At 63.9% G+C, this 25,241-nt stretch carries 28 protein-coding genes; 18 read left to right on the forward strand and 10 right to left on the reverse strand.

Annotated features, from left to right (window positions below):
• Window positions 1-2: 2 nt before the first annotated feature.
• The gene (locus C7449_RS16495) at window positions 3-470 is read right to left on the reverse strand and encodes an Lrp/AsnC family transcriptional regulator (RefSeq protein WP_108004002.1); all 468 of its coding nucleotides are present in this window, start codon (window positions 468-470) and stop codon (window positions 3-5) included.
• A 221-nt stretch (window positions 471-691) separates the two neighbouring features.
• Here C7449_RS16495 and trxB point away from each other — a divergent pair, with 221 nt between their 5' ends.
• The 4 genes from trxB to C7449_RS16515 all read left to right on the forward strand — a co-directional run bounded on the left by trxB (window position 692) and on the right by C7449_RS16515 (window position 5,419).
• Window positions 692-1,666 (forward strand): thioredoxin-disulfide reductase, encoded by a 975-nt coding sequence (trxB, locus tag C7449_RS16500; RefSeq protein WP_108004003.1) that lies wholly within the window; start codon window positions 692-694, stop codon window positions 1,664-1,666.
• A 117-nt stretch (window positions 1,667-1,783) separates the two neighbouring features.
• Window positions 1,784-2,680 carry a LysR family transcriptional regulator VtlR gene (locus tag C7449_RS16505; RefSeq protein ID WP_108004233.1) on the forward strand — a complete coding sequence of 299 codons (897 nt, stop codon included), beginning with the start codon at window positions 1,784-1,786 and terminating at the stop codon, window positions 2,678-2,680.
• A gap of 593 nt (window positions 2,681-3,273) precedes the next feature.
• Window positions 3,274-4,203: a lytic transglycosylase domain-containing protein gene (locus tag C7449_RS16510; protein ID WP_108004004.1), complete on the forward strand. Its 930-nt coding sequence runs from the start codon at window positions 3,274-3,276 to the stop codon at window positions 4,201-4,203.
• Between the two features lie 166 nt (window positions 4,204-4,369).
• Entirely contained in the window at window positions 4,370-5,419 is a 1,050-nt protein-coding gene (locus C7449_RS16515; protein WP_108004234.1) for a calcium:proton antiporter, read from the forward strand.
• A 169-nt stretch (window positions 5,420-5,588) separates the two neighbouring features.
• Here the strand turns inward: C7449_RS16515 and C7449_RS16520 are convergent, their stop codons facing one another.
• The gene (locus tag C7449_RS16520) at window positions 5,589-6,791 is read right to left on the reverse strand and encodes a pyridoxal phosphate-dependent aminotransferase (RefSeq protein WP_108004005.1); all 1,203 of its coding nucleotides are present in this window, start codon (window positions 6,789-6,791) and stop codon (window positions 5,589-5,591) included.
• A 361-nt stretch (window positions 6,792-7,152) separates the two neighbouring features.
• Here C7449_RS16520 and C7449_RS16525 point away from each other — a divergent pair, with 361 nt between their 5' ends.
• From C7449_RS16525 to C7449_RS16545, 5 genes are all read left to right on the forward strand, one after another.
• A complete protein-coding gene (locus tag C7449_RS16525; RefSeq protein WP_108004006.1) occupies window positions 7,153-7,599 on the forward strand; it encodes a hypothetical protein in 447 nt (148 codons plus the stop codon).
• A gap of 82 nt (window positions 7,600-7,681) precedes the next feature.
• A complete protein-coding gene (locus tag C7449_RS16530; RefSeq protein WP_108004007.1) occupies window positions 7,682-8,863 on the forward strand; it encodes a PQQ-dependent sugar dehydrogenase in 1,182 nt (393 codons plus the stop codon).
• 146 nt (window positions 8,864-9,009) lie between these two features.
• Entirely contained in the window at window positions 9,010-9,906 is an 897-nt protein-coding gene (locus C7449_RS16535; RefSeq protein WP_108004008.1) for a DMT family transporter, read from the forward strand.
• Between the two features lie 450 nt (window positions 9,907-10,356).
• Window positions 10,357-10,572: a cold-shock protein gene (locus C7449_RS16540; protein WP_097142268.1), complete on the forward strand. Its 216-nt coding sequence runs from the start codon at window positions 10,357-10,359 to the stop codon at window positions 10,570-10,572.
• A 137-nt stretch (window positions 10,573-10,709) separates the two neighbouring features.
• The gene (locus C7449_RS16545; RefSeq protein ID WP_108004009.1) at window positions 10,710-11,123 is read left to right on the forward strand and encodes a BA14K family protein; all 414 of its coding nucleotides are present in this window, start codon (window positions 10,710-10,712) and stop codon (window positions 11,121-11,123) included.
• An 89-nt stretch (window positions 11,124-11,212) separates the two neighbouring features.
• Here C7449_RS16545 and C7449_RS16550 read toward each other — a convergent pair whose 3' ends face one another.
• From C7449_RS16550 to C7449_RS16555, 3 genes are all read right to left on the reverse strand, one after another.
• Window positions 11,213-11,854, reverse strand: coding sequence for an MBL fold metallo-hydrolase (locus tag C7449_RS16550; RefSeq protein ID WP_108004235.1), 642 nt, complete (start codon window positions 11,852-11,854; stop codon window positions 11,213-11,215).
• 99 nt (window positions 11,855-11,953) lie between these two features.
• Window positions 11,954-12,130, reverse strand: coding sequence for a hypothetical protein (locus C7449_RS21825; protein WP_170115917.1), 177 nt, complete (start codon window positions 12,128-12,130; stop codon window positions 11,954-11,956).
• Window positions 12,131-12,255: 125 nt separating this feature from the next.
• Window positions 12,256-12,756, reverse strand: a complete 501-nt coding sequence (locus C7449_RS16555) for an Lrp/AsnC family transcriptional regulator (protein WP_108004010.1) — start codon at window positions 12,754-12,756, stop codon at window positions 12,256-12,258.
• A 93-nt stretch (window positions 12,757-12,849) separates the two neighbouring features.
• On the opposite strand from C7449_RS16555, the gene hppD reads away from it, so the two are divergent.
• Both hppD and C7449_RS16565 read left to right on the forward strand, forming a co-directional pair.
• Window positions 12,850-13,953: a 4-hydroxyphenylpyruvate dioxygenase gene (gene hppD, locus C7449_RS16560; protein ID WP_108004011.1), complete on the forward strand. Its 1,104-nt coding sequence runs from the start codon at window positions 12,850-12,852 to the stop codon at window positions 13,951-13,953.
• 305 nt (window positions 13,954-14,258) lie between these two features.
• Window positions 14,259-14,528 carry a hypothetical protein gene (locus C7449_RS16565; RefSeq protein WP_108004012.1) on the forward strand — a complete coding sequence of 90 codons (270 nt, stop codon included), beginning with the start codon at window positions 14,259-14,261 and terminating at the stop codon, window positions 14,526-14,528.
• A 49-nt stretch (window positions 14,529-14,577) separates the two neighbouring features.
• Here the strand turns inward: C7449_RS16565 and C7449_RS16570 are convergent, their stop codons facing one another.
• The gene (locus C7449_RS16570) at window positions 14,578-15,468 is read right to left on the reverse strand and encodes a branched-chain amino acid aminotransferase (protein ID WP_108004013.1); all 891 of its coding nucleotides are present in this window, start codon (window positions 15,466-15,468) and stop codon (window positions 14,578-14,580) included.
• 286 nt (window positions 15,469-15,754) lie between these two features.
• Here C7449_RS16570 and C7449_RS16575 point away from each other — a divergent pair, with 286 nt between their 5' ends.
• The 3 genes from C7449_RS16575 to C7449_RS16585 are packed head-to-tail and all read left to right on the forward strand — an operon-like array spanning window position 15,755 to window position 18,359.
• A complete protein-coding gene (locus tag C7449_RS16575) occupies window positions 15,755-16,210 on the forward strand; it encodes a MarR family winged helix-turn-helix transcriptional regulator (RefSeq protein ID WP_245414434.1) in 456 nt (151 codons plus the stop codon).
• A gap of 18 nt (window positions 16,211-16,228) precedes the next feature.
• Window positions 16,229-16,930, forward strand: coding sequence for a response regulator (locus C7449_RS16580; protein ID WP_108004015.1), 702 nt, complete (start codon window positions 16,229-16,231; stop codon window positions 16,928-16,930).
• Between the two features lie 43 nt (window positions 16,931-16,973).
• Window positions 16,974-18,359, forward strand: a complete 1,386-nt coding sequence (locus C7449_RS16585; RefSeq protein ID WP_108004016.1) for an ATP-binding protein — start codon at window positions 16,974-16,976, stop codon at window positions 18,357-18,359.
• Between the two features lie 137 nt (window positions 18,360-18,496).
• Here C7449_RS16585 and C7449_RS16590 read toward each other — a convergent pair whose 3' ends face one another.
• The 4 genes from C7449_RS16590 to C7449_RS16605 form a co-directional block, all read right to left on the reverse strand.
• The gene (locus tag C7449_RS16590) at window positions 18,497-18,838 is read right to left on the reverse strand and encodes a tRNA-binding protein (protein WP_108004017.1); all 342 of its coding nucleotides are present in this window, start codon (window positions 18,836-18,838) and stop codon (window positions 18,497-18,499) included.
• Between the two features lie 122 nt (window positions 18,839-18,960).
• Window positions 18,961-19,779, reverse strand: coding sequence for a pyrroline-5-carboxylate reductase (gene proC, locus C7449_RS16595; RefSeq protein WP_108004018.1), 819 nt, complete (start codon window positions 19,777-19,779; stop codon window positions 18,961-18,963).
• A 3-nt stretch (window positions 19,780-19,782) separates the two neighbouring features.
• Entirely contained in the window at window positions 19,783-20,283 is a 501-nt protein-coding gene (locus C7449_RS16600; protein WP_108004019.1) for a type III secretion system chaperone family protein, read from the reverse strand.
• Between the two features lie 397 nt (window positions 20,284-20,680).
• Window positions 20,681-20,941, reverse strand: coding sequence for an accessory factor UbiK family protein (locus C7449_RS16605; RefSeq protein ID WP_108004236.1), 261 nt, complete (start codon window positions 20,939-20,941; stop codon window positions 20,681-20,683).
• 202 nt (window positions 20,942-21,143) lie between these two features.
• On the opposite strand from C7449_RS16605, the gene lgt reads away from it, so the two are divergent.
• From lgt to C7449_RS16625, 4 genes are all read left to right on the forward strand, one after another.
• Entirely contained in the window at window positions 21,144-21,980 is an 837-nt protein-coding gene (gene lgt, locus C7449_RS16610) for a prolipoprotein diacylglyceryl transferase (protein ID WP_108004237.1), read from the forward strand.
• Window positions 21,981-21,994: 14 nt separating this feature from the next.
• Window positions 21,995-23,095, forward strand: a complete 1,101-nt coding sequence (locus C7449_RS16615; protein WP_108004020.1) for a class I SAM-dependent methyltransferase — start codon at window positions 21,995-21,997, stop codon at window positions 23,093-23,095.
• A gap of 112 nt (window positions 23,096-23,207) precedes the next feature.
• The gene (gene pgeF / locus C7449_RS16620; RefSeq protein WP_108004021.1) at window positions 23,208-23,984 is read left to right on the forward strand and encodes a peptidoglycan editing factor PgeF; all 777 of its coding nucleotides are present in this window, start codon (window positions 23,208-23,210) and stop codon (window positions 23,982-23,984) included.
• Window positions 23,985-24,006: 22 nt separating this feature from the next.
• On the forward strand, window positions 24,007-25,158 hold the full coding sequence (locus tag C7449_RS16625) for a M24 family metallopeptidase (protein WP_108004022.1): 1,152 nt from the start codon (window positions 24,007-24,009) through the stop codon (window positions 25,156-25,158).
• Window positions 25,159-25,241 lie beyond the last annotated feature (83 nt).

A 25,241-nucleotide genomic window follows, 5' to 3' on the forward strand; every position in this document is an offset into this window, starting at 1 on the left:
CGTCACACCTCCACCAGCCCGAGCTTCTTTACCTGTCTGATCGTCAGCATGGTGCGGACGGTGTCGACGTGTTCGTTCGCCGTCAGCACCTCTATCACGAAATCCTGGAACCGGGTTAGGTTCTCGGCAACGCAATGCAGCAGGAAATCGCTGTCGCCGGACACCATCCAGGCCTGCCGGACCAGCGGCCACTCGGCGGTGGCGGCGGCGAAGGCCTTGAGGTTGGCCTCGGACTGATGCTTGAGGCCGACCATGCAGAAGGCGACGAGGTCGAAGCCGAGCGCAGGCGCGTTCAGCATGGCGTGGTAGCCCTCGATGATGCCGGCCTCCTCCAGCTTGCGCACGCGACGCAGGCACGGCGGTGCCGAGATGCCGGCCTTGGCGGCGAGTTCTACATTGGTCATGCGGCCGTCGGCCTGCAGTTCCTTGAGGATCTTGATGTCGATGGCGTCGAGTTCGGCGCGAAACACGTTTGCTTCCTTGATTGATCAGGCGGCGCATTATCAGAAACGTTCGAGAAGCATAAGATTATTGCATCGCCCCGAACAAAAATGTCGCGTTTGGGCGCAAGCCTGTTGGCAAGTACCGCCTTGGCCTTGAATATGAGAGGGCCGCACTCATAAATGAGCGTCACCATCGACACAGTCCGCGCCGGCTCCTCCTCCGGCGCGTCATGCCAAGGAGCGCAGCCATGTCTGCCCGTCACGTCAAGGTCCTGATCATCGGCTCCGGTCCGGCCGGCTACACCGCCGCCATCTACACGGCGCGCGCCATGCTGGAACCGGTGCTGATCGCCGGCCTGGAACAGGGTGGTCAATTGATGATCACCACGGACGTGGAGAACTACCCCGGCTATGCCGAGCCGGTCCAGGGCCCCTGGATGATGGAGCAGATGCTCAAGCAGGCCCAGCACGTCGGCGCCGAGATCGTCAACGATCTCGTCACCAATGTCGATCTCGACGTGCGCCCGTTCCGCATCTCGACCGACAGCGGCGCCGAATGGACCGCCGACACGCTGATCATCGCCACCGGCGCCAAGGCCAAGTGGCTCGGCATCGACACCGAACACAAGTTCCAGGGTTTCGGCGTCTCGGCCTGTGCCACCTGCGACGGGTTCTTCTACCGCGGCAAGGACGTGATCGTCGTCGGCGGCGGCAATTCGGCCGTGGAAGAGGCGCTTTACCTCTCCAACCTCGCCAGGACCGTTACGGTCGTGCACCGCCGCGATGCGTTCCGCTCCGAGAAGATCCTGCAGGAGCGCCTGTTCGCCAGGCCGAACATCAAGGTGATCTGGGATCACGAGGTGATCGAGTATCTCGGCGCCGAGGCCAAGCCACCGATGCCGGCGTCCGTCAACGGCGTGCGGTTGCGGAATACCAAGACCGGTGCCACGAGCGAGATGGCGACCGACGGCGTGTTCGTGGCGATCGGCCATGCACCGGCCGTCGAGCTCTTCGAAGGCAAGCTGAAGCAGAAGCCGAACGGCTATCTGTGGACGGCGCCCGATTCCACCGCCACCGACGTGCCCGGGGTGTTTGCGGCCGGCGACGTGGCGGACGACATCTATCGCCAGGCTGTGACGGCAGCCGGCATGGGCTGCATGGCGGCCCTCGAAGCGGAAAAATATCTTTCAGGTCATATGCCTGTCGCAATTGCGGCCGAGTAGAAGCCGCCAACATCGCGGGGCGGGCTCGACAGCCCGCGATCGCGGGAGTGGGAACAGATCATCAGCGACGGGCGGGAGGCCATCGGCTCCCCGCCTCAAAGACATATGGGGGACACAATGGCGCTCGACTGGGACAAGCTGCGGATTTTCCATGCCGCGGCCGAGGCCGGCTCGTTCACGCATGCAGCCCTCAAGCTGCACCTGTCGCAATCGGCCATCAGCCGCCAGGTGAGCGCGCTTGAGCAGGACGTCGGCATCAAGCTGTTCCACCGGCATGCACGCGGCCTCATCCTGACCGAACAGGGCGAGATCCTCTATCGCACCGCCCACGAAGTGCTGATGAAGCTCGAAAGCGTGCGCGTTCAGCTGACCGAGACGACGGAGAAGCCGAGCGGCAAGCTGCGGATCACCACCACGGTCGGCCTCGGCCAGGGCTGGCTGACCGACAAGGTACAGGAGTTTCTGGCGCTCTATCCCGACATGCAGGTGCAGCTGCTGCTCGACAACGAGGAGCTGGACGTCAACATGCGCCATGCCGACTGCGCCATCCGCCTGCGTGAGCCGCAGCAGTCCGACCTCATCCAGCGCAAGCTCTTCACCGTGCACATGCACGTCTATGCGGCGCCCTCCTACATCAATCGCTACGGCGAACCGCAGTCGATCGACGATCTCGACCATCACAAGATCATCACCTTCGGCGAGCCGGCGCCGAACTACCTGCTCGACGTCAACTGGCTGCAGATCGCTGGCCGCGACTCCGACAATCCGCGACCCTCGGTGCTGCAGATCAACAGCCTGACGTCGATCAAGCGCGCCTGCCTGCTCGGCATCGGCATCGCCATGCTGCCGGATTATATCGTCGGCCGCGATCCCGGACTGCTGCAGCTCGTCACCAATGCCGACGTTCCGTCGTTCGACACCTATTTCTGCTATCCGCACGAGATGAAGAACGCCGCGAAGCTGAAGGTCTTTCGTGACTTCATTGTTTCCAAGGCACGCAACTGGAACTTCTGAAACTGGCTCCGCAGCAGGCCTGCGCCGGTTGCATGGCTGGCATGCACTTTAAATCGTTGATGTTTGGGCGAAAAACCAGCATATCGCACCCAGCTGATGCATCTTTGGTGGCTTTTCCTCCCAGTGCCACCGCAGCAGCTGTTCCCCTCTGGAGGTTTTTTTACCTTCATAACTATAAAGGGCCCAAGTTTCACTTGTGGCCCTCTTTTTTTGCCTTGCGACGCGCTCGCTTGTTACTTTTAGGGATGCGGCATTTCGCTCCCTTGAAATGCCGATCGGCCCGCCCCATATCCCGCTCAGTCGATGCGTTTGACGGTTTCTCCTCCCAGTACCGTCGCGTCGGCTGTTCCCCTCTGGAGGTTCAGACCTTCACACCTAAAGGGCCCAGGCTTTTGCTTGTGGCCCTCTTTTTTTGCCTGCACGCCAGTGGTCGCCCCGATCGCCCGCGCTCCGAACGATACGCGCGCGACCCCGTCGGTTTGTTTCCGTCGCGGCCTTGTACTTCCTTCCCCCGCCTGTTCGATGGTATCAAGGCACACGCGTCGACGGATCGGGGACGAAGCATGCTCGCAAGCGGGTGGCGTTCTGATCTCATGCGGGGGGCTACGGCGTGGGGCTCGATCCTGGCTGTAGGTCTTGCCGCATGCCTCTCCGCCCCCACGCCGGCTGCCGCCCAGCCGGAATGGCGCGCCCCCCCGCCCTGCCTGTTCGCCACGAGCCTCGCGAACGGAACGCGGCTGTGCGTGCGCCCGCAGACCTACCATCGCGACATCTGCGCGGCGATCGATGGCTTTGCGCTGGATAACGGACTGCCGTCGGATTACTTCGCCAGGCTGATCTGGCGCGAGAGCCTGTTCCGGCCGGATGCGGTCAGCCCCAAAGGTGCCGAGGGCATCGCCCAGTTCATGCCCGGCACCGCAAGGATGCGTGGACTGAAGGACAGTTTCCACGCGCTGGACGCGCTGCGGAAATCGGCCGAGTACCTTGCCGATCTGCGCGACCGCTATGGCAATCTCGGCCTGGCGGCGGCGGCCTACAATGCCGGCGAAGGCGGGCTCTCGAACTTTCTCGCCAGCGGCAGCCTGCCCGGCGAGACGCGCGCCTATGTGGTCGCGGTCACGGCCCATACGCCGGAGGAGTGGAAGGACAACCCGCCGGCGGAGCTCGACCTTTCGCTGGACAGGGACAAGCCCTTCGTCGAGGCCTGTACCGCGCTCGCCGAAAGCAGGCAAATCAAGGAAATCGTGCCCCCGGGTGACGACGGCACCTGGGCACCATGGGGCGTGCAGCTTGCCTCCCACTTCAGCAAGCCGGCCGCCTATCGTCTCTTCCAGATGGCCGTGGAGCGGCTGCCGCCGCCGCTGAACGAAGAAAAGCCGTTCATCCAACAAGAACGCCTGCCGGCGTTCGGAATCCGGCCCCGCTACACGGCCCGCATCGGCCGGCAGACGCGCGCCGCAGCCGACGATCTCTGCGGACAGATCCGCAAGGCCGGCGGAGCCTGCGTCGTGTTCCGGAACTGACTGCGACGCTATTGCCAAGCGAAAGAGCGGGTCTATCTTGACGAGGACCGATGTCGTTCAATCCCGCCTCCGGTCACGTCTGCGGCCGAAGCTCCGGTAAAAACCACGGAAGCCGACCGTGACGAAATTCCGCCGCATCCGACAGGAACGGTTTCTCATCCTCGCCATGCTGGTCGCGGCCGCCGCCTATGCGACGGAGCACACGATTTTGTCGGCAGGCCGCTCCGTCACGCTGGCGGCGGCGTTCGTCATCATCGTCACCATCATGCTGGCGTCGACGCGCGTCGCCCGTCATGCGGAGGTGCTCGCCGTCAAGGTCGGCGATCCCTACGGGACGATGATCCTGACGCTCTCGGCCGTGCTGGTCGAGGTGGTCGTGCTGGCGATCATGATGCAGGCTGCGGCCTCGCCGACGCTTGTGCGCGACACGATCTATGCCGCGGTGATGCTCGACATCAATGGCATCATCGGACTGGCGGCGCTCATCGGCGGGCTGCGCCACGGCGAGCAGCCCTACAACGACGATTCCAGCCGCACCTACAGCGTGATGATCCTGACCGCGATGGGCATTTCCATGATCGTGCCGGAATTCGTGCCACGCCAGAGCTGGCAGTTTTATTCCGGCTTCACCATCGGCGCGATGATTGCACTCTACACGCTGTTCCTGCGCCTGCAGGTCGGCCAGCACAGCTATTTCTTCAGCTATGCCTACCCGCGGGCCGATCGTAGCGGCCCAATGGAAAAGCACCCTGAAGCCGACAGCCCCGCCCTGCCCTCCGTCCTTATCCTGGTGGTTGGGATCGCCCTGATCGGCGCTCTGGCGGAGGTGATGTCGGTCATGCTGAATGCCGGCCTTTCGGGCAGCGGCGCCCCGCCGGCATTGATGGCGGTGATCGTGGCCGCGATTTCGGCCGCGCCGGAAATCCTGACGGCAATGCGGGCGGCGCTTGCCAACCGCATGCAATCGGTCGTCAACATCGCCATGGGCGCGTCGCTCTCGACGGTCATCCTGACGGTCCCCGTCATGGAGGCGATCGCCCTCTATACCGGCCAGCCGTTCGTCATGGCGATGACGCCGGTGCAGACGGTGATGGTCGCCATCACCCTGGTCGTAGCGGCGATCAACCTGAACGACGGCATGACCAATGCGATCGAGGGCATGACCCACTTCATTCTCTTCGCCACCTTCGTCATGCTGACGCTGATCGGGCTATAGCTGCGCCATTTCAAGGACTTATACGCAAGCGCGGAATCGACGCGGGAGGCACTTGAATCGAATTGGCAAGCCAAATGCCATGCCTCGCCGTCGACTTGTCGACCCGCACCTGCCATGAAAAAACCCGCCATCGCTGGCGGGTTTTATCGAACTTAAACGATCGGATCGCCTACTTGCACGCCGCGCAGAAGCGCTGGATGCGCTTGCAGGCTTCCTCGAGCAGGGCCTCCGAGGTTGCATAGGAGATGCGGAAGTTCGGACCGAGCCCGAAGGCCGAGCCGTGGACCACGGCGACGCCTTCGGCTTCCAGGAGTTCGGAGACGAAGTCCTCGTCGGTTTCGATCACCTTGCCCGACGGCGCCGTCTTGCCGATCAGTCCCTTGCAGGACGGATAGACGTAGAACGCCCCTTCAGGAGAAGGGCACTCGATGCCCTTGGCCTGGTTGAGCATGGAGACCACGAGGTCGCGGCGGGCCTCGAAGATCTTCTTGTTTTCCGGAATGAAGTCCTGCGTGCCGTTCAGCGCCTCGACCGCCGCCCACTGGGCGATCGAGCAGGCGCCGGAGGTCTGCTGGCCCTGGATCATGTCCATTGCCTTGATGAGGTTCAGCGGCCCCGCGGCATAGCCGATACGCCAGCCGGTCATGGCATAGGCCTTGGAGACGCCGTTCATCGTCAGCGTGCGGTCGTAGAGCTTCGGCTCGACCTCGACCGGGGTGGCGAACTTGAAGTCGCCATAGGTGAGGTGCTCATACATGTCGTCCGTCAGAATCCAGACATGCGGATGCTTCAGCAGCACGTCGGTCAGCGCCTTCAGTTCCTCATGGGTATAGGCAGCGCCGGAGGGGTTGGAGGGCGAGTTGAAGACGAACCACTTCGTCTTCGGCGTGATCGCCCGGTCGAGATCCTCGGGCTTCAGCTTGAACTTGTTTTCCTGGGTGGTGGCGACGAATACCGGCGTACCGCCGCAGAGCGACACCATCTCCGGATAGGAGACCCAGTAAGGCGTCGGGATAACCACTTCATCGCCAGCGTTCATCGTCGCCATGAAGGCGTTGAAGAGAATCTGCTTTCCGCCGGTGCCGACGATCGTCTGGGCCGGCGTGTAGTCGAGATTGTTCTCGCGCTTGAACTTCTTGACGATCGCTTCGCGCAGTTCCGGAATGCCGGCGACCGGCGTGTACTTCGTCTCGCCGCGGTTGATCGCGTCGATCGCCGCCTTCTTGATGTTGTCCGGCGTGTCGAAGTCGGGCTCGCCAGCACCCAGACCGATCACGTCGCGCCCCTTGGCTTTCAGGTCGCGCGCCTTCTGCGAAACAGCGATGGTGGCGGAGGGCTTCACACGGGAGAGGGCATCGGCAAGAAAGGCCATGGTGGATCGTCCAGTTCGGTTTCGAAGACAGCGTGAGGCATGCGGCGCGCGCGAGGCCGCCGGTTAGGTCTATGGCCAAACCGGGCCGGTCTTGCAAGGCGCGCGGCCGAAAAAACGCGACTCCTTGGCAAGCCATACGTCGCCACATCGACAAATTTCTGGGACGCATAAGCCGACCCGAATGAAACCACTGGCAACCGGCGCGATTTCCGGTTGAAGGCGATGCTCTTTGATCGTCAAGATCTCACCATAACATCTGTCGGGAAACGCCCCATTTAAGTCCCCGTCACGCCGATTTCCGGGTGCCTTCTGTGCCGCGAACGGGCGACAGGCCCAATGAATGAAAGCCCGGGAGACAGCGATGTTCATCGACGACGAGAAATCGGCGCGCGATCACCGGAGACGGGAAGGCCGCGCGGTCCTTTACATCACGGCGACGGCACTGGCGGCCTGCGTTCTCATGGTACTCGGGCTGCTCAACGTCGCAAACGCCATGCCGATCGACGCGTCCGTCGCCATTCTCCAGGGTGACATCGGCGAGACGCACCTGGTGCTCGACGTCCGGGATGCCGTTCAACGTGAGGAGCCGCTGGCGGTAACGGTGTTTCAGGAGGTCGCCGGCGACGCGCCGGTCGATCCTGTCACCACGGCAAGTACGGCAACAGACGACGCCGCCTCGATCGACCGGCGGCTGGGGGCGGCCCTCACCCTCGCGGCACTCGTCGCGCTTGCCGGCCTTGCCCAGATGGCCGGCCGCCGCATCGACCCCGCGCCGGCCCGGGCCGCTCCGTGGCGAAGCGAGGCGTGATCCCGGGAGGCCCAGGTCTTGGACAGGCACCTTGATAACGCATGCCCCCGACCTCAGTTAATGTAGGAACGGGAGGATACGCATGCGGAACGAGCAGATGGGCGGACACAACAAGCGGATTTTGAAAGACATTTTCCTGGCGACTGCCGCAGCTGTGGTCGCGTTCGCCCTGGCTGATCCGGCGATGGCCGAGCCACGGGAATTTGCCAGCAAGAAGGCAGGCCTGCTTGTCGAACCGATCGCAACCGGCCTTCACCATCCCTGGTCGGTCGAGGTTCTGCCCGACGGTGCCTATATCGTCACCGAGCGCCCGGGTACGCTCCGCATCATCAGGGACGGCAAGGTTTCCGCCCCGGTCCAAGGCGTGCCCAAGGTGGCCGCGCGTGGTCAGGGCGGCCTGCTCGACGTGGCGCTGGCGCCCGACTTTGCCGCCAGCCGCACGCTGTTTCTGACCTATAGCGCACCGGGCCGCGGCGGCGCCGGCACGGCGGTCGCCCGCGCCCGGCTGTCGCAGGACGAGGCCCGGCTCGAGGACGTCCGGCAGATATTCGTAATGGGCAAGCTCACCCAGAAGGGCCAGCATTTCGGCTCGCGCATTGCGATCGCCGAGGACGGCAGCCTGTTCTTCGGCATCGGCGACCGCGGCGAGCCGGAGCGCGCCCAGGATCCGCGCGACCATGCCGGATCGATCCTGCACATCAATCCCGATGGTGGCGTCCCGGCCAGCAATCCATACGCCGGCGACAGCGGCGGCCTGCCGGAGGTCTGGTCGAAGGGCCATCGGAACCCGCAGGGAATCGACATCGACCCGCAGGACGGCACCCTGATAACGGCCGAGCACGGCGCGCGCGGCGGTGACGAGGTCAACTATCCCCTGCCCGGCCGGAACTTTGGCTGGCCTGTCATCACCTACGGCAAGGATTACTCCGGCGCCGAAATCGGCGAGGGAACGGCGAAGAAGGGCTATGAACAACCGGCCTACTACTGGGATCCCTCGATCGCGCCTGGCGCTATTGCGGTCTATCGCGGCGCGATGTTCCCGGAGTGGCAAGGCAATCTCCTCGTCGCCGCGTTGAAATACCAACTGCTGGTGCGGCTGGAGCGCGACGAGACAGGAGCGATCCTCGGCGAGGAGCGGCTGCTGGACGGCGCGTTCGGCAGGCTGCGCGATGTCAAGGTCGCACCGGACGGCGCCGTCCTGCTCCTGACGGATGAGGATGACGGGCAATTGCTGCGCCTCTATCGCGCCCCCTCCTCGCAGTAAACGGCGCGCAATAACCTGCCCGCAACGCCCGGCCTTTCCTTCGGACGGCAGCGGCCCCTGTGCCTCCGGCCGCGCACTTGTCGGCTGGTCGGGCAACTGCTACGGAACCCCGTCCGAATCTCCCCTCACCCCGATCGAGGACTGCCATGTCGCGCCTCCAGGCGAACTTCCTGCTGTTGCTTGCCGGCGCCATCTGGGGCGCGGGCTTCATCGCGCAATCGACCGCGATGGCGACACTCGGGCCGATCTGGTTCATCGGGCTGCGTTTCGCAGTGGCCACCCTCGTCGCCGTTCCCTTCGCGCTGGTCGAAAGCAGGCGGGCAACCGCACCGGTGCGGTCCGCCGACCGGATCGGCTTCATTGTTACGGGCGTTGCGCTCTTTGCCGCCGCTGCCTTCCAGCAGGTGGGCCTGCTCACCACCTCCGTCACGAACTCCGGCTTCCTGACCGGTCTCTACGTCGTCTTCACGCCGATCCTGACCGTATTCGTGCTGCGCAAGCGTGCCCACTGGATCATCTGGCCCGCCGCGCTCACGGCGACCGCCGGCATCTTCCTGTTGAGCGGCGGGGCATTTTCGGCGCTGACTACCGGCGACGTTCTGACCATCGTGTGCGCACTGCTTTGGTCGATCCAGATGATCTGCGTCGGCGTGTTTGCCGGCCGCTCCGGCCGGCCGCTCGCCCTGTCTCTGGTGCAGTTCGCCGTCTGCGCCGTCGTCGGCTGCGCCGTTGCCGCCATCGTCGAACCGATCAGTCTTGCGGCAATTCGGGGCGCGTTGCCGGAAATCCTCTATTCCGGCCTGTTTTCCAGTGGGCTCGCCTTCATCTGCCAGAACGTGGCGCAGCGCTACACCACCGCGCCGCAGGCGGCGATCTTCCTGTCCAGCGAGGCGCTGTTTGCCGCATTCTTCGGCGTGTTCCTGCTCGGCGAGACCATTCCCGCAGCAGGCTATGCCGGCTGCGCGATCATCTTCGTGGCGATGCTGGCGACCGAACTCGTTCCCGAACTGTCGAAGCCCAAGGACCGCTCTGCGGCGGCATAGGGCTGATACTGAACATGGCAATAAACGGCGCCGCCGCTATGCTGTGCCGGGCGCAAGCTTATGGCGAGCATGGGCAATATAAACTGTGCGATGCCTGAGCAATTGCGCCAAACAACGGAATTTTGATTGTGCAACTGCCCGAAAACAGGCGGTGGTGAGGCATCATATGAGCAGATTGAAACTTTTGCTTGCCAATTCAAGATAAACACAGCAATCTTGTCATGTTCGGGCAATTTACGAACATGGGAAGACCTTGAATAAACAGCGCGCCGGAGACGCGAGAAAATCCGGGCAGCCGTGCTGATGGTTCCTTCGGGACAGCAGTTGGCTGGCTGCGGTAAAAACAGGACCCTTTCCTCACATCGGAAATACCTGCCTCACGCCCCCTCGGGGCAAACCGGAAATGCTGCCCGCCGCCAATCATAGGGCAGAGAGAAAAGGACCTGACGCATGGCCGAGACTGGCACCGTAAAATTCTTCAACACCGAGAAGGGCTTCGGCTTTATCAAGCCCGACAACGGTGGTGCAGATATCTTCGTACACATTTCTGCCGTGCAGGCCTCGGGCCTGAACGGCCTGTCGGAGAACCAGAAGGTTAGCTTCGAAACGGAACCCGACCGCCGCGGCAAGGGCCCGAAGGCGGTCAACCTGCAGATCGCCGGCTGAGGCAATCTGCACATCGACAGACGTTGAGGCCCGGCAGTTCTGCCGGGTTCTTTTTTGTTCAGCGACGGTTCATCCCGGCGCCGCTAGGTTCGCTGGCATTGATTGCCGGCTCGCCGGCTGGATGCAGGGACGAACTCATGAACAAGCACTTGAAATCGGTTGTGCTGGCTGCGGCTGTCGCGGCGGCGACGCTCGCCAACGTCGCGTCGGCCGAGGCAGGCGACCGTTATCGTCATCACCACAACAATAACGACGCCTGGGTGGCCGGCGCCGCCGGTCTCGTCACCGGTGTGATCGTCGGCGGTGCCATCGCCAATTCGCGCACCACCTATTACGACGACGGTTATTACGCACCCCGCCGCGTTTATGTCGAGCCGGAATACCGCCCGGTGCGCCGCGCCTATCGCCCCCGTCCTGTCTACGTTGGCGGCTACGAGCCCTGGAGCCCGGGTTGGTACCGCTACTGCGAGAATACCTACCGCTCCTTCAACCCGCGCACCGGCACGTTCCGCGGTTACGACGGGCTGGAGCACTTCTGCGTCGCCGGCTGAAGCGAACAGCCAGGCTACAGTCACAGCAAAGGCGGATGGCACCCATCCGCCTTTTTGCGTTTCCGGGCGTTACATTCGCCCGATCTGCCTCAGATGCCGCGCAAGAACGGGTTGGTGAGGCGCTCCTCGCCGATCCTGCCGCCCGGACCATGGCCACAGATGAAGCCGACCTCGTCGCCGAGCGGCAGCACCTTGTCGCGGATCGAGGCCAGCAGCGTCTCGTGATCGCCGCCGGGCAGGTCGGTGCGGCCGATCGAGCCACGGAACAGCACGTCGCCGAGATGCGCGAAATTCTGGGCGCGATTGAAATAGATCACATGCCCCGGAGCGTGGCCCGGCGTATGGTAGACCTCGAACTCGTGCTCGCCGAAGGAGACGCGGTCACCGTCCTTCAGCCAGCGATCGGGCACGACGTTCTGCACCTTCATGGCGACGCCGAACTTTTCGGCCTGGGTCTCGATCCGCTGCAGCAGCGGCAGATCGTCCTCGTGCGGGCCGATGATGTCGAGGCCGAGCGCATCCTTCAACTCCTTCGCCCCGCCGGCGTGGTCGATGTGGCCGTGGGTGAGCCAGATCGCCTTCAGCGTGATGCCGTTCTTGCTGACCGCCTCGACAATGGCATCGACGTCGCCGCCCGGATCGACGACCACGCCCTCCTTTGTGTCCATGTCGAACAGGATGGTGCAATTCTGCTGGAAGGGGGTGACGGGAATGATGCCCGCCTGAAGCATGCCCATGGGATCCTCGCTCGGAAATGATCTGCCCCGCATATAGAGGCTCGGGGCGCCGGATGCCATGCTTCATCACAGATTACCCGATCGATGCCGTGTTCAGCGGCTGGCGACCTGCGAATGGCCGCTAGCCCAGCCGGCCTGCGGCGGCGGCGTTGGAGTGACGGTCGACAACAGCAGGAGCGCGACGGCAAGATTGGCCGCGACGTAGGTGTAGACGACGGCGCGCAGTCGCGCGGCCACGGTGCGTGCTTCGGCAGGGGTCTGACTGTCCATTGTTCCCGTCCTTTCGGCGCTATGGTTTCGTCGATTGCAGTCCTGCAACCTACAATGTCACCAAGCGCCGTTGTGTTCCGCGGGAAACACCAGCGGAAGCGGCGCTCTGTTCGCCAGTTCCGGGATTAGACCGGCAGCGCCGTCGTTTCCTTGAGAGTATCGAGCACGATCGCCGTCTTCACATGCGCCACCGACTCGTGCGGCAGCAGCACGTCGTTGACGAAGGCCGACAGCGCCTTCAGGTTCGGCACCACCACCTTGATGACGTAGTCCATCTCGCCCGTCAGCGAGAACGCCTCCAGCACCTCCGGCAGATTGGAGATCAGCCGCGCAAAGCGCTGGGCGTTGTCGCGGTTGTGGGTGGCAAGCGTGACGGTGACGATGATGACGATGCCGAGATCGAGCTTCTCGCGGTCGAGCTCGGCGCGATAGGCGCGGATGATCCCCTCCTCTTCGAGCCGCGCCCGGCGCCGCGAACATTGCGACGGCGACAGGTTGATGCGCTCGGACAGCTCGTTGTTGGTCAGGCGCGCATCCTGCTGCAGGAGCGCCAGCAATTTCCGGTCGAATGCGTCCAGCTGCACGATTCCGTCTCCCAGCCGCCAAATGATGCAAGAATACGTCATCCTAGCTCCAGCATCCAGACACTTTGCACACACTGTGCAGACGCCCGGGCGCATACTTGCACAACGTCAGAACTGGACGAGGAGGAGAACAGCATGGGTCCGTTCCCGCACGATGCGCCGCCGGCCGAAATCAACGCAGAAAACCCCGCCGGTACGGACGGCTTCGAGTTCGTCGAGTTTGCCCACCCCGAACCGGAGAAGCTCAAGGAACTGTTTGCGCGGATGGGCTATGCCAGGGTGGCGCAGCACCGGGCCAAGGACATTTCCGTCTGGCGCCAGGGCGACATCAATTACGTCCTCAATGCCGAGAAGGGCTCGTTCGCCGACGGCTTCGTGGAGAAGCACGGTCCCTGCGCGCCCTCCATGGCCTGGCGGGTCGTCGATGCGCAGCACGCGCTGAAGCACGCCGTCGGCATGGGGGCCGAGGAGTATACCGGCCCCGGCAAGTGCATCGACGCGCCGGCGATCATCGGCATCGGCGGCTCGCTGCTCTATTTCATCGATCGCTACGGCGATAAGGGCTCGCCCTATGAAGCCGAGTTCGATTGGACCGGCGAGCGCGACCCGAAGCCGGAAGGCGTCGGCTTCTACTATCTCGACCACCTGACCCACAACGTCTTCCGCGGCAACATGGACAAATGGTGGGACTTCTACCGGCAGCTGTTCAATTTCCGCCAGATCCACTTCTTTGACATCGCCGGCAAGATGAGCGGTCTCGTGTCGCGGGCGATAACCTCGCCCTGCGGCAAGATCCGGATCCCCCTGAACGAGTCCACCGACGACAAGAGCCAGATCGAAGAATACCTGCGCAAGTACAAGGGCGAGGGTATCCAGCACATCGCCGTCGGCACCGAGGCGATCTACGATGCCACCGACAAGCTCGCCGAAAACGGGCTGACGTTCATGCCGGGGCCGCCGGACACCTACTACGAGAATTCGCATCAGCGCGTGCACGGCCATGAGGAGCCGATCGAGCGGTTGAAGAAGCACGGCATCCTGATCGACGGTGAAGGCGTGGTCGACGGCGGCACCACGAAGATCCTGCTGCAGATCTTCTCAAGGACCGTAATCGGGCCGATCTTCTTCGAATTCATCCAGCGCAAGGGCGACGAGGGCTTCGGCGAGGGCAACTTCAAGGCTCTGTTTGAGTCGATCGAGCAAGACCAGATCCGCCGTGGCGTCTTCGACGCCGCCTGAGCATCATCCGCAAATTTTTCCGGCTGGAGCGGACCGCGTGAATCGTTTCACGCGGCCGGCCTCCGTAAGCGGACGGGCGCCTGGTCCATGGCAGCCGCGAGCGGCCGTTCGGCCACGCGCTTTCATCGCAGGGCTCCGGTCGGCAACTTCCCGGCCAAATTGACAGATGAACGTTTTGCAACCACCTTGATCCCACCGAAGGGGGTTCGGTGCTGGTGATTCGGCGATGTCTGCGCTGGCAAGCTTCACGTGTCGTGGCCGGGGGCCCGGACGCGTTTCCGGCACGACCAAACGGGGGAGTGTACATGGAAGCATTTGTGCCACTCATCACTCAACTCATCAGCGGCGCCATCGGCGGCAACGTCGTAGCCGCCATCTTGAAGCAGCAGGGCACCAGCATGATCGTTCGAACGATCATCGGCGCGATCGGCGGCATCGGCGGCGGACTGCTCATGCAGGCGTTCGGCGGCGAAGCAGGTCTGTCCAATCTTGTGGCCAACGGGATCGGCGGCCTGATCGGCGGCGGCGTGCTGCAGGCGATCGCCGGCGTTGTGATGGGCCGCAAGCAGGCCTGAGGCTCATGCGGAAAAGGCGGCGAAAGCTTCGCCGCCTTTTCTTATGCCGTCATTCCGCCGCTGCGGCGACCGGATAGACTTCCTTCCTGTAGTCGTTCATCAGCGTCTCGCAGACGGTCGAGGGCGTGAAGCGATACGGGCCGATCTCGGAGACCGGTGTTACCTCCGCCGCCGAACCGGTCAGGAAGCATTCGCTGAAGGTGGAAAGCTCCTCCGGCATGATCGCCCGCTCGACAACCTGATAGCCGCGCCGCCTGGCAAGCTCGATCACCGTCTGGCGGGTGATGCCGTTCAGGAAGCAGTCCGGCGTCGGCGTGTGGATGACGCCGTCCTTGACGAAGAAGATGTTGGCGCCGGTCGCCTCGGCCACCTGGCCGCGATAGTCGAGCATCATCGCGTCGGCATAGCCCTTGGCTTCGGCGGCATGCTTGGAAATCGTGCAGATCATGTACAGGCCGGCCGCCTTGGATTCGCAGGGCGCCGTCCGCGGGTCGGGACGGCGGTACTCGGCGATGTCGAGCCGGATGCCCTTCAGCTTCTCGGCCGGGTTGAAATAGCTGCCCCACTGCCAGATGGCGATTGCGACGTTGATGCGGTTGTGCTGCGCCGAGACACCCATCATCTCCGAGCCGCGCCAGGCGACCGGTCGGACATAGGCCTCGGAAAAGCCCTGTCGCTCCAAAAGTTCGATGCTGGCAGCGTCGAGTTCCTCGACGCTGTAGGGAATCTTGAAGCCGAGGATCTCGGCCGACCGGTGCAGACGGCGGTTGTGCTCGGTGAGCTTGAAGATGCGGCCACCATAGGCGCGCTCGCCCTCGAACACGGCGCTCGCGTAGTGCAGTCCGTGGGTCAGCACGTGGATCTTGGCATCCCTCCAGTCGACGAATTCGCCGTTGAACCAGATCTGCCCCTCCATTTGGTCGAATGGAACCGCCATTATCCCCTCCTCCGCCGCCTGTGCGTCGTTCTTGATGTTGATCGTTCCTCCCGATAGGGTCTAACCGGGAGCAGATTGGGATACCCGCCGCGCGGCGAGGAATGCGAAGTGCGCGCACAAATCGCTGCGTCCTCAGGCCCTTCGCTACGGCCGGGTGTGGACAAGGCGTAGCAATGGGCTAAAAATATGTCAACAATGCTGACATATTTTTGCGGTTATTGCGTGTAGGGTCGATGCATTGGAAGGAAATGGCCGCGTGGGACGACAAACGCCGGAACGCAAGAACACGATCGAGGTCTACGATCAGCCATTGACCGGCGAAGCCGGCATCGACTTCGACGTGATCGAGGGGTTCTTCTTCGCCTATCGCGACTTCATCTCCGATCCGGATGCAATCCTCGAAAAGAGCGGCTTCGGCCGTGCCCACCATCGCGTCGTGCATTTTGTCAATCGCGAGCCGGGCATGACCGTCGCCGACCTGCTCGACACCCTTAAGATCACCAAGCAGAGCCTTGCGAGGGTTTTGAAACAGCTCGTCGATTCAGGCTATATTCGCCAGGTGGCCGGTCCGGAGGATCGGCGACAGCGCAAGCTTTACCCGACGCGCGCCGGACGCGAGCTGGCACTGGCCCTGGCCGAGCCGCAGCAGCAGCGCATCGCCCGCGCCTTCGACGGAATGACCGCCGAGGATCGCAAGGCGGTGAAGCGGTTTCTCATTGGCATGCAGAATACGCGAGACGAATAACAGCAGGATACGACCTGGATGACCATACTTGAAAGGCTCTCCGACGACGCCGCCCATCTTCTGATCGTCGACGATGACAAGCGCATCCGCGAGCTTCTGAGCCGCTATCTGTCCGGAGAGGGATTTCGTGTGACGGTGGCCGGCGACGCCGACGAGGCTCGCCGCCGGCTGGCGGGGCTCGATTTCGACCTCATCATCATGGACGTGATGATGCCGGGCGAAACCGGGCTGCAACTGACCCAGAGCCTGCGGGCCATCCGCAACATTCCGATCATCATGCTGACGGCGCTGACCGAATCCATGGCCCGCATCGAGGGGCTTGAGGCGGGCGCCGACGACTACCTGGCAAAGCCCTTCGAGCCGCGCGAACTGGTGTTGCGGATCAACAATATCCTCAAGCGCAGCGCCCAGCCGGCGGCGCCGAAAATCGAGCAGGTCATGTTCGGGCCATATACTTTCTCCATCGTGCGCAAGGAGCTCAAGCGCGGCGGCGATCCGATCCGGCTGACCGATCGCGAACAGGAAATCATGCTGCTCTTCTCGCTGCGCGCCGGCGAGACGATTCCACGGCACGAACTGATCGGCGGCGAGGCCGACGTCGGCGAGCGGACGATCGACGTGCAGATCAACCGGCTGCGCCGCAAGATCGAGGACGACCCGACCAATCCCGTGTGGCTGCAGACGGTGCGCGGCATCGGATACAGGTTGAGCACCGAATAGAGGCGAGGCAGGCGATGCGGCGTAGCGCGAGCGTGGGGCAGACATGACCACCTTCGAAGCCCTCCGGCGCGAATTCGATCGCGCCCCCCTGGCGGGCTGGAAGCGGCTTGCCCGGTGGCTGCGCCGGCAGCTGCCGACGGGTCTCTATGCGCGCTCGCTGCTCATCATCATCATCCCGATGGTGCTTCTGCAATCCTTCGTCGCCTTCGTCTTCATGGAGCGGCACTGGCAGCTGGTGACCGAGCGCCTGTCGATGGCGGTAACCCGTGACATCGCCGCTATCATCGATCTCATCGACAGCTTCCCGGACGATAGCGCCAACGCCGAAATCGTCCGCATCGCCCGCGAACGGATGAACCTCAACATCGCGATCGAGAAGGGGGACGAACTGCCCCCTCCCCGGCCCAAGCCCTTCTTCAACATCCTCGACCAGATCCTCAGCGATCAGATCACCAAGCAGATCAAGCTGCCGTTCTGGATCGACACCGTCGGCGACAGCAATCTCGTCGAGATCCGCGTGCTGGTCGGCAAGGACAAGACGCTTCGCGTCTATGCGCGCCGCAGCTACACCTACGCCTCCAACACCCACATCTTCATCGTCTGGATGGTGGGCGCCTCGCTCGTGCTGTTGACGATCTCGATCCTGTTCCTGCGCGGCCAGATCCGGCCGATCCTTTCGCTCGCGCACGCCGCCGAAAGCTTCGGCAAGGGGCAGAAGATGCCCGAGGACTTCGCCCCGCGCGGCGCCGACGAGGTGCGGCGGGCCGGGCTTGCCTTCATGCTGATGCGCGAGCGCATCGAAAGGCAGATCGAGCAGCGCACCGCCATGCTGACCGGCGTCAGCCATGACCTGCGCACCATCCTCACCCGCTTCAAGCTGCAGCTGGCGCTGGCCGGCAAGGACACCGAGCTCGACGGCCTCAACAAGGACGTCGCGGACATGCAGTCCATGCTGGAGGGCTATCTCTCCTTTGCAAAGGGCGAGGTCGAAGAGGATGTCGGCCGGCTCAAGCTCGCCGACCTGTTCGACCGCTTCGCCATGGAGGCCGAACTCCACCAGAAGGAACTGACCAGCGAAGTGGACGGCGAGGACGAAGTGCTGGTGCGGCCGAACGCGTTCTCGCGCCTGGTCGGAAATCTCGTCTCCAACGCCCTGCGCTACGCAAGCAAGGTGCATATCCAGGCCCGGAACAGCGCCCGGTGGTTGACGGTCGTCGTCGATGACGACGGCCCGGGCATTCCCGAACGCTCCCGTGACGACGTGTTCAAGCCGTTCTTCCGCCTCGACGAAGCCCGCAACCTCGATTCTTCCGGCACCGGCCTGGGACTGGCGATCGCGCGCGACATCGCCCGCAGCCATGGCGGCAACGTGACGCTCACCGACAGCCCGATGGGCGGCTTGCGGGCGACCGTGCGGATACCGGTCTGACGGATCGCTCCAGTTCGATCTCGGAAGCTACCAGCGGTCTAGGACTATGGGATCCGGTGCCCGGCGTTTCGGTTGCCAGCTCGGATCCTGGCGCCGCTATGCGCGCTGCCTCAGGGTGCGCGCTCGCCGGCTGTTTTTCAGTGCAGCCGCGCTCCGTTCGGGACCGCACGTTCGGTCGCTGCGAGCACGACGGCACCGGCCTCGTCGGCAAAGCCGAGCGTCAGCACCTCGGAGCGAACCGGGCCGATCTGGCGCGGCGGGAAGTTGACGACCGCCAGCACCTGACGGCCGACCAGCCGCTCCGGCGCGTAGTGGACGGTAATCTGCGCCGAGGACTTCTTCAGGCCGATCTCCGGACCGAAATCGATCACCAGCTTGTAAGCCGGCTTGCGCGCCTCTGGGAATTCGGCCGCTTCGACGATGGTGCCGACGCGAATGTCGATCCGCTCGAAATCGGCGTAGGTAATGGTTTCGGACATGAACGGACTCCACAAAGGACGACTGCAGGGTTGCAGCGCTGAAAACCGGCACGGTTTTGCCATGCCTTTGCGCACCATCGGCAGACGTGAAACAGGTGCCACCCTGCCGGCTCGGAGCAGGATCAGCCGGCGAGTTCCTCGGCGCGCTTGCGGGCAGCGGCGATGGCGCGGTCGAACAACGGCTGCATGCCGTCGCCGGCCATGAGGACCGCAAGGGCCGCGGCCGTGGTGCCGCCGGGCGAGGTCACGTTCTGGCGCAGCCTCGCGGCGTCGTCGGGGGACTGGTGAAGCAGTTCACCAGCCCCCGAGACGGTTTCCCGCGCAAGCCGCATGGCAAGGTCCGCCGGCAGGCCGAGTTTGCGGCCCGCTTCCGCCATGCACTCCACGAGATAGAAGACATAGGCCGGACCGCTGCCCGACAGCGCGGTGACGGCATCGATGTCGGCTTCGGCCTCTACCCATTCGACCGGGCCGCTGACCTTCAGGAGGGCGTCCACCTGATCGCGCTGGGCACTGGTCACCTTGGCATTCCCATAGGCGCCGGTGACGCCGCGGCCGATCATCGCCGGGGTATTCGGCATGGCGCGCACCATGGCCGCCTCGCCGAGATGGGCTTCGAGATTGGCGAGCGTCTTGCCGGCCGCGACCGAGACGACGACGGTCTGCGGACCGACCAGCCCCTTCGCAGAAGGCAGTGCTGCGTCCATGATCTGCGGCTTGACAGCGACGAAAAGTACGCCCGCCGTGACGCCCGCGGGCGGCGCCGTCTCGTGGCGCACGCCATAGTCAGCAATCAGCGTCTGCATGGCCGGCGGCGGGCCCGGATCGAGGACCAAGATAGAAGAGCCCGGAATGCCGCTCTTCAGCCACCCTGCTAGCATCGCCCCGCCCATGTTGCCGGCGCCGATGAGAACAATGGGTCCCGCTACTGCCACGCTCATGATTTACGCTTCTCCGATCGTCTCGAACATCACCGCATCGACGGCGGCCTGCGCCTCCATACCCGACCAGACGACGAACTGGAATGCCTGGAAATAGGCTTCGCAGGTTTCCAGCGCGCTCGAGAGCAAGACCTCGACCTGCCTGTTGGTCGGCTCGGCGCCGCCGGCGAGCAGCAGCGACTGACGGAAGATCACCACGTCCTCGTGCCGCCAGAGGTCGAAGTGCCCCATCAGCACCTGGCCGTTGACGTGCGACAGCAGCCGTATCACCTCGTTAACCCGACTTTCGGGCACCTTGATGTCGAAGGCGCAGGCGAGATGGAGCGCCTCGAACTCTTCCATCCAGGAAAAAGAGACATGATAATCGGACCACCGGCCCTCGACCGTCATCGCGATCTCGTCTTCGCCGGACCGCTCGAACGACCAGTCGTTGTTCGCTGCGACGAACTCGATCATGTCGACCGGGTTCGATTGGCGTACGATATCCATTTCCATCAGGCTCATGCATCACCTTTTAGGCCGGAAGAGGCGCACGTCGTCGCAAGCACGCACGAGACGAACGCGGCAACCCACCCGGAAACAATACTGAACGATTGCACGACACCGCCAGAGTCTGACTTACCAACCCTGCCCCAAGCTGACGGCGCCGTTTCGAATCATCATTTAAAATCAGTGTATAATGGCGGAGTCCCGAGACCAGCCCCAGCCGGCCGTTTTTGTCGTCGAGGTTGTGGACAGCCGTTACCAAAACGATTCAGCCCGGCGCCTTAACCGACTCTGCGATAAGGCTTTTTTAACGATGTCCACAGGGCCGAAAAAAGCCGTGAAAACAAGAAGGCCGGCGCGATGAACCCGCGCCGGCCTTCCGCAACGTGAAGAAGGGCCCCAGGACCGGAAGCAGCTATTTGTTCGTGGCGGCCAGACGCTCCTCAAGCGCTGCGATCCGCTGCGTGAGCGCGTCGTTCTCCTCGCGCGCCTTGATCGCCATCTCGCGAACCGCCTCGAACTCCTCGCGCTTGACCAGGTCCATTCCGTTGATAAACCGCTCCGCTTGGCTGCGGAACACCGTTTCCATCTCCTTGCGCACGCCCTGCGCCGCGCCGGCTGCGTCGGTCATCAGCTTGGCGAAATCATCGAGAATTCGATTGGTCCCGGTGTTCATGGTCCGGCCCTCCTCGGCTTGAAGCATCTGTCTTGCGGCCGCGTGCCGCCTTCGTTTCTGAGGTAGGGGCTGAACCGAAGCGATGCAAGCGGAATCGGCAATCGCCCGCCGCGGCGGGTCGGTTGGCCGGTCGGACAAAAGCCGCTTGACCATCCCGGGGCCGAACGCCATCTTCCGCGCGAGCCCAACCGGACACAAGCCATTGACCCCAGCCGCCGAACTCCTTGCCGTCATGGCCTTCCCGAACATCGACCCCGTCGCCTTCTCGATCGGTCCCCTCGCCGTGCACTGGTATGGGCTGGCCTACGTCGCCGGCATCCTGCTCGGCTGGGTGTACGCCCGCCGGCTGGTATCGCGCGCCGACCTGTGGCCCGGCAACAGCCCGCCGCTGACATTGGCCCAGCTCGACGATTTCCTGGTCTGGGCGGCCCTCGGCATCGTGCTCGGCGGGCGCATCGGCTATATCCTGTTCTACGACTTCGCGGCGGTGGCGAACAATCCGCTGCGGGCGATCGAGATCTGGAACGGCGGAATGTCGTTCCATGGCGGCCTGGCCGGGACCACCATCGCGATGATCCTGTTTGCGCGAAAGCACAAGATAGCGATCTGGAGCCTGTTCGACATGGTTGCGGCCGTCGTTCCGATCGGCCTGTTCTTCGGCCGCATCGCCAATTTCGTCAACGGCGAGCTGTGGGGCAAACTCTCGGCCGCGCCTTGGGCGGTCGTGTTCCCCAATGCCGGCCCATTCGCCCGCCATCCGAGCCAGCTCTACGAGGCGGGCCTGGAAGGGATCGTGCTGCTGGCCGTGCTTGCGCTCGCGGTCTATCGCTTCGGTGCGCTGAAGCGGCCCGGTTTTGTCACCGGCCTGTTCGTCGCCGGCTATGCGATCTGCCGCATCTTCGTCGAATTCTTCCGTGAGCCCGACGTCCAGATCGGCTACCTGTTCGGCGGCTGGCTCACGATGGGCATGATCCTGTCCTTGCCGATGCTTGCGCTCGGGCTCTGGGCGATGGTGCGCGCCCGTCCTGCGAAAGCCTGAGACCGGAGGCCGGCATGTCGACGCCGCTTGCCCGAAAGATCAAGGCGCTGATCCGCACCAACGGGCCGATCAGCGTCACCGACTATTTTTCGCTGTGCCTCGCCGATCCGGAGCACGGCTATTACCGTACCCGCGAGCCGTTCGGCCGGGAGGGCGATTTCGTCACCGCCCCGGAGGTCAGCCAGCTCTTTGGCGAGATGCTCGGTGTCTTCATGGTGCATGCCTGGCAGAAGCACGGCAGGCCAAAGGACGTGCGTTTTGCGGAGATCGGCCCCGGCCGCGGCACGATGATGTCGGACATGCTGCGCGTCATCGCCCGTCTTGCACCAGATCTTTACGCTGACGCCACGTTCCATCTGATCGAGACGAGCCCTCGGCTGCGGGCGGTGCAGAAGGAAACGATCGGCGCACATGCCGATCGCTTCGTCTGGCACGAGAGCTTCGACGAAGTCCCCGGCGGATTCCTGCTGCTCGCCGCCAACGAACTGTTCGACGCCATCCCGATCCGCCAGTTCATCCGCACCCCGCACGGCTTTCGCGAGCGCATGGTCGGCCTCGACGCCGACGGCGAATTGACATTCGCTGCCGGTGTGGCCGGCATCGACCCCGCACTTCTGCCGGAAGGACACCGCAACCAGCCAGAAGGCGGGATCTTCGAGTACGCGCCGGCACGTGAGGCGGTAATGGCGGCGATCGCCGAGCGGCTGCACATCGAAGGCGGCACGGCCCTGCTCATCGACTACGGCCACGTCTCCAGCGGTTTCGGGGACACGCTGCAGGCGGTGCTGCGGCACGCCTACGATCCGCCGCTCGCTCACCCCGGTGAGGCGGACCTGACCAGCCATGTCGACTTCGAACGCCTTGCTGCCGTAGGGCGCGCCGCCGGCTTGCGCGTGCATGGCCCGCTGCACCAGGGCGACTTCCTGATGGGGCTCGGCCTCGCCGAGCGCGCCTCCGCGCTTGGGCGCGGACGAGACGAGAGCCTGCAGCGGCAGATCGTCGCCGATGTCGAACGGCTGGCCGGTTCGGGGGCTGGAAACATGGGGGATCTGTTCAAGGTGCTTGCCGTTTCGAGTGCCGATGTGGCGCTCGCTCCGTTCCGACCGGCGGATTGACAGCCCGGTTTCGGGCAGTCAACATCGATCGAGAAGTGAATCGGACGCCGCATTGTCCGCAGCCCGCCACGGCTCCCGCTACCGCCGGAGCCCTTTCGCGAGAGGATGATCCGTGCTTTCCCCCGTCCAGAGCCGCCTGATCGACCGTGCCGCGGGCAACGCCGTGCGCCACGGTTATTTCACCCGTCGGGGCGGCGTCTCGGAGGGAATCTATGCCGGGCTCAATGTCGGCCTCGGTTCGGCTGACGAGAAGGAGCGGGTCGTCGAGAACCGCGCCCGCGTCAGCCGATGGTTCGATGCGGCGCCGGATCGGCTCGCCACGGTGCACCAGATCCACTCGCCCGACGTGTTCACCGCCAATGGCAGCTATGCCGGCGAGCGGCCGCAGGCCGATGCGCTCGTGACCGCGACGCCGGGCCTCGTCCTCGGCGTGCTGACGGCCGATTGCGGGCCGGTGCTGTTTGCGGACACCAAGGCCGGGGTTGTCGGTGCGGCCCACGCCGGCTGGAAGGGAACATTGGCGGGTGTTCTGGAAAACACGATCGCAGCCATGGAGGCGCTCGGCGCCTCGAGGAACAACATCGTCGCCTGCCTAGGCCCGTCCATCAGCCGCCGCCATTATGAGGTCGGACCGGAATTCGTCGAGCGGTTCATCGGAACAAAACCAGCCTATGCGGATTTCTTTTCGCCGTCCGAGCGGCAGGGCCACGCCATGTTCGACCTGCCGGGACTGACGCTGAGAAGGCTTGCCGAGGCCGGGATTGAAGCCGAGAACCTCGATATCTGCACCTATCCGGCTGAGGCGGACTATTTCTCCTATCGCCGGACGGTGCACCGTAACGAGCCCGACTACGGCCGGCAGATCTCGGCGATCATGATCCGCGACTGAAACAGAGCGAACGGAGCGAGGAATGGCCCTGCATTTCGAAACCGAGGAGTATGCCAACCGGCTGCAGCGCCTGACGGCGCGCATGCGCGAGGAGAAACTCGATGCGATGCTGCTTTTCGCCCAGGAAAGCATGTACTGGCTGACGGGCTACGACACCTTCGGCTACTGCTTCTTCCAGACGCTCGTCGTCAAGGCGGACGGTGACATGGTGCTGCTCACCCGGTCGGCCGATCTGCGACAGGCGCGCCAGACCTCGACCATCGCCAAGATCGAGATCTGGGTCGATCGCGCCCATGCCGACCCGGCCCTCGACCTGAAGAACCTGTTATCGGACATGGACCTGCTCGGCTGCCGGATCGGGGTCGAGTACGACACCCACGGGCTGACCGGCAAGAACGCCCGCCTGCTCGACAATCAGCTTCAGAGCTTTGGCGAAGTGGTGGACGCCTCGCTGCTCGTCAGCCGCCTGCGACTGGTCAAGAGCCCGGCTGAGCTGGCCTATGTTGAAAAGGCTGCCTCACTCGCCGACGACGCGCTTGACGCGGCCGTGCCGCTGATTGCGCCCGGCGCGGACGAAGCGGCGATCCTTGCCGCCATGCAGGGCGCGGTCCTGGCTGGCGGCGGCGACTACCCGGCCAACGAGTTCATCATCGGTTCCGGGATCGACGCGCTGCTGTGCCGCTACAAGTCGGGCCGGCGGCGGCTGGACGCCAACGACCAACTCACGCTGGAATGGGCCGGCGTCAGCGCCCATTACCACGCCGCGATGATGCGGACTGTCGTCATCGGCGAGCCGACGGCGCGGCACCGCGAACTCTACAGCGCCTGCCGCGACACGATCCAGGCGATCGAGGCGGTGCTGCGGCCTGGCAATACCTTCGGCACGGTTTTCGACACCCATGCCCGGATGATGGACGAGCGCGGCCTCGCCCGTCACCGGCTCAACGCCTGCGGCTATTCGCTCGGCGCGCGCTTCTCGCCCTCCTGGATGGAGCACCAGATGTTCCATATCGGCAACCCGCAGGAGATCCAGCCGGACATGTCGCTCTTCGTGCACATGATCATCATGGATTCCGACAGCGGCACGGCAATGACGCTCGGTCAGACCTACCTGACCACCACCGATACGCCCAAGGCGCTCTCGCGTTACGGCCTCGATTTCATTGCCGTTTAAGAACCTTTACGGGTAGCCGGCAAAATCCCGCAATTGACAGGCGCGTCCGCCGGACCGCATATATCCGCATAGCATGGCGGGAC

Source organism: Mycoplana dimorpha (assembly GCF_003046475.1).
GTDB lineage: Bacteria > Pseudomonadota > Alphaproteobacteria > Rhizobiales > Rhizobiaceae > Mycoplana > Mycoplana dimorpha.